We start from the raw sequence: 12,661 nt of genomic DNA, 5'->3' as shown, positions 1-12,661 counted from the left end.
ACGTCCGCAGTGCAAACCGGTTTCGCGCCGCAAGAGGTAGAGCACTTGTGGCGGCTGCCTGCGCGCACGCCTCGTCCTTCGAGACGGCGCTTACGCGCCTCCTCAGGATGAGGCTAGTCAGCATCAGCGCTCGTTGACACTGCTGCCGCGCACTCCGCCCTCATCCTGAGGAGCCCGCCCAAAGCGGGCGTCTCGAAGGATGGCCGCAGGGGAAAATTCTCATATGCGATAGCCCTGGGGCGCACCGGGCGAGGTGATCCACGCCGTCGCGGCGAACGTTTCTATCGAAACCGATTGTTTCAACGACCGTAGCTGGCGTTACAGCACTGGGGGCGACAGGGAATGCGTTTGGCCGTGATCGGGACGGGAATTGCCGGCAACGCTGCCGCGTGGCTCCTGTCGAGGCGCTATGCGGTGACGGTGTACGAGCGGGAGCTGCGGCCGGGCGGGCACAGTCATACCGTTCGCATCGACTATGATGGAGAGGCCATCGATGTCGATGTCGGCTTTATCGTCTACAACGAGACGAACTATCCGCAGCTGACGGCGCTGTTCGCGCATCTGGGCGTGAAGACTGTCGAGACCTGCATGAGCTTCGCCATGTCGGCCGACCATGGTCGGTTCGAATGGCGGGGTGGCGGCGAGACGGCCCTGCAAACGGCCTGCGGCCTGTTTGCGCAACCGCGCAATCTCGTCTCCCCGTCGTACTTCCGCATGCTCGGGGAGGTCGCGCGATTCAACCGGCAGAGCGTGTCCGACTTGCGCGCCGGCAGGCTGCAGGGCTGGACGCTCGGCGAGTATCTGCGCAAGCAATCATTCGGACCCCGCCTGTTCGCCGATTATCTCGGACCGATGGGAGCGGCCATCTGGTCGTCCTCGTCGGCCGACATTCTGTCCTTTCCGGCAGAGAACTTCGTCGCTTTTTTCGACAATCACCGGCTCTTGCACCTTGACCGGCCGCGCTGGCGGACCGTCGAGGGTGGCAGCCGGCGCTATGTCGACAAGCTCACTGCTTTGTTCAAGGACAACATTCGGCTAGGCTGTGCCGTGACGTCGGTCAACCGGGCGGAGCATGGCGTGACCATCCGCGACAGTCATGGCGGGGCGGAAACCTACGATGCCGTGGTAATGGCTTGCCACAGCGATCAGGCCTTGGCTGCGCTGTCGGATGCCGATGCCCGCGAGCGGTCCATTCTCGGCGCGATCAGGTATGCTCCGAACGCGATCTATCTGCATCGCGATCGCAGTCTCATGCCCAGGCGCCGGCAAGCATGGGCTTCCTGGAATTTCCTGCAATGGCCGCGACAAACGCCGGCCCAGAACGACGTGGCGGTGACCTATTGGATGAACCGGCTGCAGGGCATCGACGACCGCAAGCCATTGTTCGTCAGCCTCAATCCTCCTTTCGAACCGGCGGCCCACCTGACGTTTGCAAAGTTCAGCTTTGCTCATCCTCAATACGACCTGGCTGCGTTCGCGGCGCAGCGACGGCTCTCCGCAATTCAGGGCCGGCGCCGGACCTGGTTCTGCGGTGCCTGGACCGGCTACGGCTTTCACGAGGACGGCTTGCAGTCCGGTATCTCCGCTGCCGAGGCACTGGGCGGTCAGGTTCCCTGGCGGCCGTCGGACCCGCTCATGGTCCAAGCTGCCGAGTAGCCCCGATGGTCCGAACGAACCCCGACAAAGCGGACGATGCGACAATGCCCGCCGCGCTCTACTGGGGAAAGGTGATGCACGCACGCTGGCGGCCTGTGCATCACAGGTTCACCTATCGCGTGATGAGCCTCTTGATCGACCTCGACCGCTTGCATGAAGCACCTCGCCAGTCCTGGCTGTTTGATGTCAATCGAGCAGCCGCCTTCAGCTTCCACGAGCGCGATCATGGCGACCGCAAGGGCGCGGGCCTCAGCCAATACGTCAGGCGAATCGCCGCGGAGCGCGGCATCGACCTCTCGGAAGGCCGCATACTCCTGCTGTGTTATCCCCGGGTTCTGGGCTACGTGTTCAACCCGCTTTCGATCTACTTCTGCTATGGGGCATCGGGCGATCTTGCGCTGCTGATCTACGAGGTCCGCAACACCTTCGGAGAGATGCATTCCTACGTGCTGCCCGTGCAGGACGCGCGACCGGACTGCGCAATCAGGCAGAGCCAGGCCAAGGAGTTCTACGTATCACCCTTCATGGAAATGGGGACGCATTACCGTTTCAGCATTTCTCCGCCGGAGCAGAATGTAGCGGTCAGAATCGTACAGACGGGCGATCAGGGCGCGATGTTCGCCGCAGCGTTCCGCGGACGACGCCGGGCGCTCACCAGCCGCGCGCTGCTGGCGGCGCTCGTCGGTCTGCCCTTCCTGACGTTCAAGGTGATCGCAGCCATTCATTGGGAAGCGATGCGGCTGTGGCTCAAAGGTGTGCCGTACTTGCCTCGTTTGAAACAACGCGGGATTTGATCCATGGACCTGGCAGCCGCTCATCAAGCCGCTCAATTCGATGGTGTCCCATTCCTTGCCCGGCTGGCCTTGCGCCTCGCATCGCAGCTCCGGCGCGGCACCCTCCATGTGCGCCTTCCCGACCAGCGAATGGTCACGTTGCGCGGCCAGCTTCCGGGTCCGTCGGCCACGATCGAGCTGAAGAATTACAGGTTTGCCCGCAGCCTCGTCATCGGCGGCGATATCGGCATGGCCGAGGCTTACGTCCGCGGCGACTGGACCACGCCCGATCTCGCCCAGCTTCTCTACGTATTGTGTCTCAACGACGATCTGGTCGACAATGCCTTTGCCGGAAGCATGCTGGTGCGCCTGTGCCGGCGGGCGCTCCATCGCCTCCGCCGCAACACCAAAGGCGGTTCGCGGCACAACATCCACAAGCATTATGATCTCGGCAACAAGTTCTTCGCTGCGTGGCTCGATTCGAGCATGACCTACTCATCGGCTCTGTTCTCGGCCGAGACGCCCGACCTGCCGGCCGCGCAACGGCACAAATACGAACAGCTGGCGAAGGCGATCGAATTGCAGCCCGGCCAGACCGTGCTCGAGATCGGGTGCGGCTGGGGCGGGTTCGCCGAATTTGCCGCAAAGACTTACGGCGCCAGCGTATTGGCGCTCACCATCAGCAAGGAGCAGCACGAATTTGCCAGTCGGCGAATCCACCAAGCCGGGCTCGCCGAGAAGGTCGAGGTGCGGCTGCAGGATTACCGGGATCAGGAAGGCCGATTCGACCGCATTGCCTCCATCGAGATGATCGAGGCCGTCGGCGAGCAATTCTGGCCTGCCTATTTCAGCCAGCTGTACCAGCGCCTGAAACCGGGCGGTCTGGCGGGCATCCAGGCCATTACGGTCCGCGACGAGCTCTTCGGCCTTTATCGGCAGCGCGTGGACTTCATCCAGAGATACATCTTTCCAGGAGGGATGCTGCCTTCGACCAACATCCTGCACGGGCTCGGCGAACGCTTCGAGCTGCCCGTGATTCGCGAGCGTGTGTTTGGACAGGATTATGCCAAGACACTTTCACTCTGGCGGGACAATTTCAGCCGCGCATGGATCGACCTGACCTCTCTCGGCTTCGACGAGCCGTTCCGCCGGCTGTGGGAATATTACCTGTGCTACTGCGAGGCCGGGTTCAGGGCCGGAAAGATCGACGTCAGGCAGCTGGTGTTTGCACGGCGGGGGTGAGGCAACTCACGCCACCCGCCGCTTCCGGCGCGCCGTGGGGGCTTGCCAGGAGAGTTCGGTGAGCGGCACGGGCTTGCTGAAGTGAAATCCCTGGCCGAGCGGGATGCCGAGCGATTGGAGCCGTCTGACCTGTTCGGAGGACTCCACCCCCTCGGCGACGATCGACAGCTTCAGCGTCTTTGCGAGCTGCACGATGGATTTCAGCACGGCGACGGTCTCGCAGCGATCGACCCTGTCGATGAAGGATTTGTCGATCTTGACCTTGTCGAAAGGAAAGGCCGTCAAATAGGACAACGACGAGTATCCGACACCGAAATCGTCGAGGGCAATGGAGACGCCGAGCGCCTTGAGGCGCTGGAGCGTCCTGAGGTTCTCCTCGGTGTCGGCGAGAAATACGCTTTCGGTGATCTCGAGCTCGAGTCGGGTCTGCGGAAGCCCGCTCTGCGTCAACGCAAAGGTCACGGTGTCGACGAGATTGGCGCTGGCAAATTGCAGGGCGGAGAGATTGACAGCGACCTTGATGTCGCCCGGCATGTTCATCGCATCGCGGCAGGCCCTGGCGAGCACCTGGTGGCCGAGCTCGACGATCAGTCCCCCCGCCTCGGCAACCGCAATGAACTCCGCCGGAGGGACGTAGCCCCTGGTGCCGTGATGCCAGCGCGCCAGGGCCTCGACCGATTTTACCCGACCGGTGCCGAGCTCGATCACAGGCTGATAAAACAGCTCAATCTCCTCACGCCAGATCGCTTCACGCAGCTCGATCTCGAGCACGTTGCGTTGATCCGCTTCCGCCTTGAGCTCCGGTGAATAGACGTGGAAGCAGTTTCTGCCGGCATTCTTCGACCTGTAGAGCGCAAGATCGGCGTTGCGAAGGATCTCGTCGACCCGCGTGCCGTGCTCGGGCACGAGCGCAAGGCCAATGCTACAGCCGCTCACGACGGGGTGGCCATCGATGTGAAAGGGTTCGGCAATGGCCTCGACCAGCCGCGCGGCCAGGCTTTCAGCGCCCTCGCGCATCGCGGCCCGGCCGGGTGCCACGATGACGGCAAACTCGTCGCCGCCGATTCGCGCCGCCGTATCGGCATCACGGATCTGCGCCATGATCCGGTCGGCAACCTGCTTCAGCAACGCGTCGCCGCATTGATGGCCGAGCGCATCATTGACCGACTTGAACTTGTCGAGATCGAGCAGGAGCACGGCGAAAGCGGGCTCCAGCCGGCGCGGGCGGGCCAGCGCCTCGTCGATACGCTCCTTGAACAGGTTGCGATTGGCAAGGCCGGTGAGACTGTCGTAATGCGCGAGCCGCTCGATGCGGTCCGCCGACGCCTTGCGCTCGGTGATGTCCTCATGCGTGGCAACCCAGCCGCCGCCCTCGCGCCGGCCGTAGGAGATGTAGACGACCCGGCCGTCCGGAAACTGCACGGTGTTCGAGATCTGCTCCGACTGGGCGAGCCGGTTCTTCAAATCGACGAGGTACGCCTCGACGTCGAGCACGGCGGTCTGCTTCGCGAACACCTCCCGGAAGTCCATGCCGATCCGGATGTCTTCCGGCACGAGGTCGTAAAGTTCGAGCCATTGCCGGTTGAACGCGATCAGGCGGTCACGGCCATCGAACATGCTCAAGCCCTGCGGTAGGTTCCTGAGCGCATCCTCGAACTTGCTGGCGAAATCGCGCCGCTCGCGGTGGGCGCGATCCAGCGCCTGCTGCCGCCGCCAATGAAATGTGGTCGCGGCGAGGATGATGAACGTGAGCAGCAGCGCGCCGCCGAGATAGACCTTCTGCCTGAAGGCGGAGCGGGAATAGATCTCCTGCTCCGAAATGCCGACGGTGAAGATGAGCGGAAACGCGCGCGACCTGCGCGCCGTGATCAGCCGGTCGCTGCGGTCCGGTCGGTTCTCGTTCCAATATTGCGCATAGAAGCCGTCGCCCAGTTCGCCCGCGACGCGGCTCGGCGCGCTTTGTCCCAGCACTGACCCCTGGTCCACGCCCCGGGCGGCGAGCACGACGTGGCTCGCATTCCTGAGCACCAGCGTTCCTCCGACGCCGAGCTTTGCGGTGTCGTAGAACCTGCCGACGACGTCGACGCTGATCGAGCCGACAACAACGCCGACCCGATTGCCGGCGAGATCGAACAGCTTTCTCGCGAGCTGTATCGTCCACTTTTTGGACGCGCGGCCCAGCACTGGCTTCGCCACGTAAAGGCGATCGTCGGCCTGCGCCATGGTTTGAATGAAGTGCTCGCGATCACCGAGATAGAGCGGCGGACCGGAATAGCCCGCCGTCGTCTCGATCATGTATCCGTCCGATCCGATCAGAGCGAACTGGACCACGTCGCCGGTGGCGAGGCGGGCCTTGTCGGACCAGAACTTCAAGCTGAAGGCCAGCGGATCCTGGGCGTAGAGTGCCTGTACCACCAGCAACGACTGATCCACGCGCTCGAAGATGCGCTCGGTGTTCTCCTCGAACAATTCGGCGACGCTGTTGCCGTGCGACCGCGCTTGCTGCATCGCATCCATCCGCTCGGAGGCGGTGATTGCGAAATAGCCGATCCAGACCAGGGGGAGAAAGAACAATGCGATCTGCAGCGGAGCATTCCGCAGGATCGCTCTTCCGGCTTTGCGGACTGCCCCTGCGGGAATCACGACCCGCACCCCCGCTTCGGCCGCCAGGGCAGAACTGCGCTCGGCCGCAGTATTGGCATCGCTTGTCTCCGCCTCGACTGCACAGGGGCACCCGCGGCTCGAAGCCGGGCGCGGTGCTGTTCATGGCGCAAAGCTAGCTGAAACAGCCTTAAGTTTTTGTTTGGAGGAAGCTCAATTCTTAGCTCAAAGCATCCGTATCATCACGGAGGTCGGCCGGTTTTGAGCAATCAGGCACATCGGCATGTCGAAAGCGGCACATTTTAACCGTCTTTGGACCGCTTTTCACATCGCGCGCGCAACAACGATCGTGCCGGAAAGGACGAGGAGCGCGCCTGCCGCATAACTCAGTCGTTGGCCGAACGGCAGCAGCTTCTCGGCGGCGACATAGAGCGCGATGCCGATGATCCAGACCAGGTTCATCACGCCGCCGACGAACAGCAATACCATCAGAAACCAGCAGCAGCCGACGCAGTAGCTGCCGTGGCGAAGTCCCATCCGGAATGCGCCGCGCGTGCCGGGCCGCCAATGTCGGCTGAGAAACAACAGCGGACTGTCGCAATAGCGCAGGCAGGCCTGTTTGAGCGGCGTGAACTGATAAAGCCCTGCTGCAATCAGGACGGTGCCGCCCAGAATCGCGCTGGTGCTTGCCATCGCCATCGACAGCAACCCGAAGCGTTCGAATGCTCCTTGTACCAGGACTGCGACGAGACTGAACCCGGCCCACGTCACGAGATAGCCGACGAGAAAGATCCAGCTATCGATTGCGGCGCGGGAAGCAGCCTCCTGCTTGCGCTTCACGGTCGCATACAAGAGAACGGTGGGCACCGCGCTCGGCGCCATCATCGCGACCATCATCACCCACCACATCACGAACAGCAGCGCGCCATAGAACGGTGTCCACGGCATCGGCGCCATGTCGGGCATGTCGGCCATCATCTCGGTGTCCATGCCGGCGCCGGCGGCGAGATAGGCCCAGGCGAGCGCCACCACTGCGGCGGTTCCGATCGCGACGATCAGCCGCTCGCGGTGGAGCAAGTGTTCGAGTATCGAGCGCTCCTGCATCGACTTGTCCATGGCGACGAGGAGCTGACACCGAGATCTTGTGTCGGTGTCAGCGCCGCATCATGCCGCAACGCCCTTGGGCGTCTGCACGACGTTGGCGAGCGAGCTATGCGTAGCGCGGGTCTCGAACCGGATCGCGCCGGTCGAGCGGATGTCGGCGGATGCGACCTCGGCCGCCCGATGTTCGAACCCTTCGGGCATGACCACCTGGATGCGGTGCGGATCACCGGTCACCGGATTCTTGATCGGCTCGACATCGGTCTCGAGCACGCCCTTGGCGACGAGTCTTGCGACGCGTCCGTCCTTGTCGAAGGAGAATTCGAACGGCACGAACACGGGATCATGGATCTTGGTGACGATCATGCTGACGATCTGGAACAGCGTGCCTTCGGCCGAATGCTTACCGGAGAAGATATCGAACAACGCCTGTCGCTGCTCCGCCGTGGCGCGTTCGTCGATGATGGGCTGGATTGTCCCGTTGCCCTCATGCAGCGGCCCGGGGAAATCGACCGTGATCGCAAAGCAGAGACCATCGAGCCTGGTCCCTTCAAAGTGTCCCTTGGCGATCCGCATGGCGACCAATCCCTTGCAATAGCCTTGGGTCGGCCGTGCGTTGAAATCGCAGGGGCAGCCGAACGCACAGGTGCAGTTCTTCATCCATTCGCCTTCGAGACGCCAGTCCGATGCAGTCATGGCACATCTCCTGATATGAGCGGGGACGCGGCAGCCGTTGACGAATTTGTTCAGCGTTCTTGTCGAAGCAACGCGAAATGGCGCGAGCGGGATCGAGGTCCGATCAGAAGGCCGGCATCGCAGAAAAGTATGGTGGCGAGCTGCCGTTTACCGTCGGAGGATCATATCAGTGGCCGCCGGCTACGTATAGCGAACGAGGGGAGTGCCTTCGGGGGGCCACAGCTCGGGGGATGTCCGACGTTAGGAGAATGGTGCCCAGGGGCGGAATCGAACCACCGACACTGCGATTTTCAGTCGCATGCTCTACCAACTGAGCTACCTGGGCGTGCTCCAAGAGAGGGGCCAAAGCCCATCGAGCGGGCGGTTTATAGTGGGCTCGAGGCGGCCTGTCCACCCGGCTTCGCCAAGTGGCTGCGCCGGGCGCGGCCCGTCTGTGCACAAGGTGGGGCGGGGTTGCTGCGGCTGGTGCGGGGCGCCTCAGCAAGGCCATTAACATCTTGATACGGCTTGACTATTCGACGTCGTCGGCTTCGTCGTCGCGGCCGGGGATGACGTAGGAGCCTTTCAGCCAGCGGTTCAGATCGACGTCGCGACAGCGCGAGGAGCAGAACGGACGGGTGGCCTGCGCCTGCGGCTTGCCGCAGATCGGACAGGTTTTGAGCGGGCCGGTGGGCTTGGTGACCTGGTCGTCCATGGATGTCGGCAGCTTACACGAGGTAACGGGGTTCAAGCGCCCGCGGGGAAACGGGTTCCCGGTGCAGCCGCGCATGCGCCGCTGGTCGGACCCGGCGGGGCCATTCTACTGTGCATGGGGTTGTTTTCGAGGTTTTTGTCGGCGCGGCCCTTGGGCTCACTTGAGCTCACACCGTGGTGGTATTGAGCCAGCCGAAGCGGATCGGAAAGCCCTCGCCGCCGAGCAGTGTCGTGGTCTCGTAGAGCGGCAGGCCGACGACGTTGGTGTAGGACCCCACCATCTTGACCACGAAGGATCCGGCGATGCCCTGCACGGCGTAGCCGCCGGCTTTGCCGCGCCATTCGCCGGAGCCGATATAGGCCTGGATGTCGTCCTCGGAGAGGCGCTTGAAGCGCACGCGCGTCTCGACCAGGCGCTGGCGGAAGGCCTCGCGCGGCGTGACCAGGCAGATCGCGGTGTAGACGCGGTGGTTGCGGCCCGACAGCAGCCGCAGGCACTGCGCGGCTTCGTCGACCAGATTGGCCTTGGGCAGGATGCGGCGGCCGACCGCCACCACTGTATCGGCGGCGAGGATGAAGGCGCCGCGCAGCTCGTCGTCGAGCTGCACCGACTTCAGCGCAGCGTCGGCCTTGGCCCTCGCTAGCCGGTTGGCGCAGGCGCGCGGCAGCTCGCCCCGCTTCGGCGTCTCGTCGACGTCGGCCGGCCGGAGCGCATCCGGCTCGATGCCGGCCTGGTTGAGCAGCGACAGCCGACGCGGCGAGCCGGAGGCAAGTACGAATTTGGGGCGGCCAAGCATCAGGTGATTTGGGAGACGAGGCAGGGGTGAATTGCGCGCGGAACCTATCGGAAGGGGGCTGATTTCACAACCCGGGAACCGGAGTTTGGTGATTCGAGGTATCCGCCACGGCTGTGCCTGCTCTCTGTGACGCGGGTGTTACGGCGGGCTGATGCTACCCGCTCGCCGCGCCGACCTTGGCGAAGCGCCGCCGGATGCGCATCAGGAGCTGATCGCAGACCTCGCGATAGGCAGCCAACTTCTGGTCGCGGCTGCCTTCGATGGTGGTGGGATCCTGCGTCGGCCAGTATTCGACCTCGGCCGCGAGCGTTCGCGTCAGCTCCAGCGCCTTGTGATGCGCCTCGGGCGAGAGCGTGATGATGAGGTCGAAATTCAGCCCCTCCCAATCCTCCAGTTCCTCGAAGGTCTGCGGCTTGTGGCCGGAGATGTCCTGGCCGAGCTCGCCCATCACGGCGACGGCGAAGGGATCGAGCTCGCCCTTCCTGGTGCCGGCCGACTTCACATAGAGCCCTTGCGGAAACATGTGGTGCAACAGGCTCTCGGCCATCGGCGAGCGCACGCTGTTCATCGCACAGGCGAACAGCACCGACTGAGGATCGCGTGCGCGTGGCGGATCCGCCATCGCGCTCAGCCCTTCCAGTGCAGGACTGTAATGAGCGTGAACAGCCGGCGCGAGGTCTCGAAGTCGACCCGCACCTTGCCTTTCAGCCGCTCCTGCAGCGTGCGCGATCCTTCGTCGTGGATGCCGCGGCGGCCCATGTCGATGGCCTCGATCTTATCGGGGGTCGCGGTGCGGATCGCCTGGTAATAGCTGTCGCAGATCATGAAATAGTCCTTCACGATCCGCCGGAACGGCGTCAGCGAGAGCAGATGCGCGACGACGGGCGTGCCGTCCTCGCGGCGAATGTCGAACATCAGCCGGTTGCCGGTGATGCCGATATGCAGCGTGAACGGGCCCTTGCCGTCCGCGCCCTCGGGCGCAAACAGGTTCTGCTCGATCAGATCGTAGATCGCGATCGCCCGCTCGTGCTCGATGTCGGGCCCGGAACGGCCGATCGATTCCTCGTCGAGCGTGACGCTGACGATGCGATTGGTCGAGTCGTCCTGTGCGGGCGGCTTTGTCATGACAGATTGAGGCGCAATCCAATCGAGCGGGAATGGGCATCCAGCCCCTCCGCCTTGCCGAGCGTCATCGCGGCGGGACCCAGCGCACGCAATTGGTCGGGCCCGCATTTCAGGATCGAGGTGCGCTTCATGAAATCGTGCACCGAGAGGCCGGAGGAAAACCGCGCCGAGCGCGCCGTCGGCAGCACGTGATTGGAGCCGCCGACGTAATCGCCGATCGCTTCGGGCGTGTGCGGTCCGAGGAACACCGCGCCGGCATTGCGGATCTTCGCAGCGAGCGCGTCGGGATCGACGCTCATGATCTCGAGATGCTCGGCCGCGATGGCGTCGGCAAGCGGGACGGCGTCGCCCAGGTTCTTCACCATGATGACGGCGCCGAAATCGGCCCAGGACGCACTGGCGATCGCGGCGCGCGGCAACGTCTTCAGCTGCGCCTCGACCGCCTTTTCGACGTCGGTAGCGAGGCGCGCGGAGTCCGTGATCAGGATCGACTGCGCGCTGGAATCGTGCTCGGCCTGCGCCAAGAGGTCGGCGGCGATCCAGTCGGCATTGCCGGTGTCGTCGGCAATGACGAGCACCTCCGAGGGGCCGGCGATCATGTCGATGCCGACCTTGCCGAACACCAGCCGTTTCGCGGCGGCGACATAGGCATTGCCCGGGCCGACGATCTTGGCGACAGGCGCGATGGTCGCGGTGCCGTGCGCGAGCGCGGACACCGCCTGCGCACCGCCGACACGGTAGATCTCGGTGACGCCGCCGAGATGGGCGGCCGCCAGGACCAGCGGATTGAGCTTGCCGTCAGGCGAGGGCACCACCATCACGAGGCGCGACACGCCGGCGACTTTCGCCGGCACGGCATTCATCAGCACCGAGGAGGGATAGGCCGCCGTGCCGCCGGGGACGTAGAGGCCGGCGGATTCGATCGCGGTGTAGCGCCAGCCGAGCTCGACGCCGAGCGGATCGGTGAAGCGCTCGTCCTTCGGCAGCTGGCGGCGGTGATAGGTCTCGATGCGGTCGCGCGCGAGCTCGAGCGCATCCAGCGTCGCAGGCTCGCAGGCCTTCACGGCGGCCTCGATCTCGGCGGCGGAGACGCGCAAGGAGGATGCGTCCAGCTTCAGGCGGTCGAACTTGGCCGTCGCCTCGAGCAGGGCGGCATCGCCACGCTTGGCCACGTCGTCGACGATCGCGCGGGCGGCGGTCTCGACGTCGGCCGACGCCTCGCGCTTGGCGGCGAGGAAGGCGGCGAATCGCTGGTCGAAATCGGCGCTGCTGCGGTCGAGGCGAACGGGCATGTTTCGCTTGGCTTCCGGCTGGTCTTGAGGGGCGGGTCGGCGCACCAGGTCCCCTGCTCAATGGCGCGGCGGGAAAGCTGCGTCAACCCTCGGCAGATGCCATCCCAGCCAGGGCCCATTCGGCTGGTATACGGCCTCTTCACCCCTCCCCCTGGACTCCCGTGCCCAGCGTGTCAGCCCCGAGGTCGGTCAGCTCGCATTCCAGACACTCGACGTCCAGGCGGATGGCGCAGCCCTGGGCGAACAAAAGCAGGGCGCTGCCGCCGGGCTCCTCGGCTCGGCCGTCCTGGGGGTGAAATTCAATGCCGACGAGATCCAGGATCTTGTCCGGCGCGGCGAGGTCAATGTTGCGCGACTTGCAGGCGAGCACACGGTCGAAACGGAGCGCTGCGACCAGCCGGCGCGGCTCGGTCTCGCCCTCCAAGGTCTGCTCCCAGTCCAGCCGGCTCATTCCGACCACAAGCCGTTTCTCGCCCTGCCGCCAGATGATATCGGAAGCCTGGACGCGGGCGTCCTGGACATGGGTCGAGATCACGGCGAGGTCGTCGGCGTCGAGAGCGATCAGTTTGAGCTGGGGCGACATCGCCGCGCCTCTCCTTGACTGGACGGGGCTCAACGCACACGAGCCCCGAAATTTCCACACAAGTTAGGCCCTGGACCGGCTCGCCGCTATGCGGCGAGCCAC

At 64.3% G+C, this 12,661-nt stretch carries 12 protein-coding genes and 1 tRNA gene; 3 read left to right on the top strand and 10 right to left on the bottom strand.

Features of this window, described 5'->3' with window-relative positions; genetic code table 11:
* Positions 1-342: 342 nt before the first annotated feature.
* From I6F17_RS21625 to I6F17_RS21615, 3 genes are read left to right on the top strand one after another with little or no spacing between them, the layout of a single operon-like run.
* Positions 343-1,656: an FAD-dependent oxidoreductase gene (locus I6F17_RS21625; protein ID WP_225124400.1), complete on the top strand. Its 1,314-nt coding sequence runs from the start codon at positions 343-345 to the stop codon at positions 1,654-1,656.
* A gap of 44 nt (positions 1,657-1,700) precedes the next feature.
* Entirely contained in the window at positions 1,701-2,450 is a 750-nt protein-coding gene (locus I6F17_RS21620; RefSeq protein ID WP_225124399.1) for a DUF1365 domain-containing protein, read from the top strand.
* Between the two features lie 3 nt (positions 2,451-2,453).
* The gene (locus tag I6F17_RS21615; RefSeq protein WP_225124398.1) at positions 2,454-3,671 is read left to right on the top strand and encodes a cyclopropane-fatty-acyl-phospholipid synthase family protein; all 1,218 of its coding nucleotides are present in this window, start codon (positions 2,454-2,456) and stop codon (positions 3,669-3,671) included.
* A gap of 6 nt (positions 3,672-3,677) precedes the next feature.
* Here the strand turns inward: I6F17_RS21615 and I6F17_RS37770 are convergent, their stop codons facing one another.
* From I6F17_RS37770 to I6F17_RS21555, 10 genes are all read right to left on the bottom strand, one after another.
* Positions 3,678-6,245 carry an EAL domain-containing protein gene (locus tag I6F17_RS37770; RefSeq protein ID WP_276573235.1) on the bottom strand — a complete coding sequence of 856 codons (2,568 nt, stop codon included), beginning with the start codon at positions 6,243-6,245 and terminating at the stop codon, positions 3,678-3,680.
* A 351-nt stretch (positions 6,246-6,596) separates the two neighbouring features.
* Positions 6,597-7,376, bottom strand: coding sequence for a DUF2182 domain-containing protein (locus I6F17_RS21595; RefSeq protein WP_225190444.1), 780 nt, complete (start codon positions 7,374-7,376; stop codon positions 6,597-6,599).
* A gap of 60 nt (positions 7,377-7,436) precedes the next feature.
* Positions 7,437-8,069 carry a DUF1326 domain-containing protein gene (locus I6F17_RS21590; RefSeq protein WP_057027610.1) on the bottom strand — a complete coding sequence of 211 codons (633 nt, stop codon included), beginning with the start codon at positions 8,067-8,069 and terminating at the stop codon, positions 7,437-7,439.
* Between the two features lie 249 nt (positions 8,070-8,318).
* A tRNA-Phe gene (locus I6F17_RS21585) sits at positions 8,319-8,394 on the bottom strand.
* A 186-nt stretch (positions 8,395-8,580) separates the two neighbouring features.
* Positions 8,581-8,763 carry a DNA gyrase inhibitor YacG gene (yacG, locus tag I6F17_RS21580; protein ID WP_225124396.1) on the bottom strand — a complete coding sequence of 61 codons (183 nt, stop codon included), beginning with the start codon at positions 8,761-8,763 and terminating at the stop codon, positions 8,581-8,583.
* A 166-nt stretch (positions 8,764-8,929) separates the two neighbouring features.
* Entirely contained in the window at positions 8,930-9,559 is a 630-nt protein-coding gene (locus I6F17_RS21575) for a Maf-like protein (RefSeq protein WP_225124395.1), read from the bottom strand.
* 154 nt (positions 9,560-9,713) lie between these two features.
* The gene (locus tag I6F17_RS21570) at positions 9,714-10,181 is read right to left on the bottom strand and encodes an arsenate reductase ArsC (RefSeq protein ID WP_036039833.1); all 468 of its coding nucleotides are present in this window, start codon (positions 10,179-10,181) and stop codon (positions 9,714-9,716) included.
* 5 nt (positions 10,182-10,186) lie between these two features.
* Entirely contained in the window at positions 10,187-10,684 is a 498-nt protein-coding gene (locus I6F17_RS21565) for a UPF0262 family protein (RefSeq protein ID WP_225124394.1), read from the bottom strand.
* The gene (gene hisD / locus I6F17_RS21560) at positions 10,681-11,976 is read right to left on the bottom strand and encodes a histidinol dehydrogenase (RefSeq protein WP_225124393.1); all 1,296 of its coding nucleotides are present in this window, start codon (positions 11,974-11,976) and stop codon (positions 10,681-10,683) included. Before hisD ends, I6F17_RS21565 begins: the two co-directional genes overlap by 4 nt.
* A gap of 139 nt (positions 11,977-12,115) precedes the next feature.
* The gene (locus I6F17_RS21555) at positions 12,116-12,559 is read right to left on the bottom strand and encodes a DUF2948 family protein (RefSeq protein WP_225124392.1); all 444 of its coding nucleotides are present in this window, start codon (positions 12,557-12,559) and stop codon (positions 12,116-12,118) included.
* Positions 12,560-12,661 lie beyond the last annotated feature (102 nt).

Origin of the sequence: Bradyrhizobium sp. NBAIM18 (assembly GCF_020193825.1) — a bacterium.
GTDB classification, from domain to species: domain Bacteria; phylum Pseudomonadota; class Alphaproteobacteria; order Rhizobiales; family Xanthobacteraceae; genus Bradyrhizobium; species Bradyrhizobium yuanmingense.
Note: the sequence above shows the minus strand (reverse complement) of the source record. Positions and strands in the feature narration are given on the sequence as shown.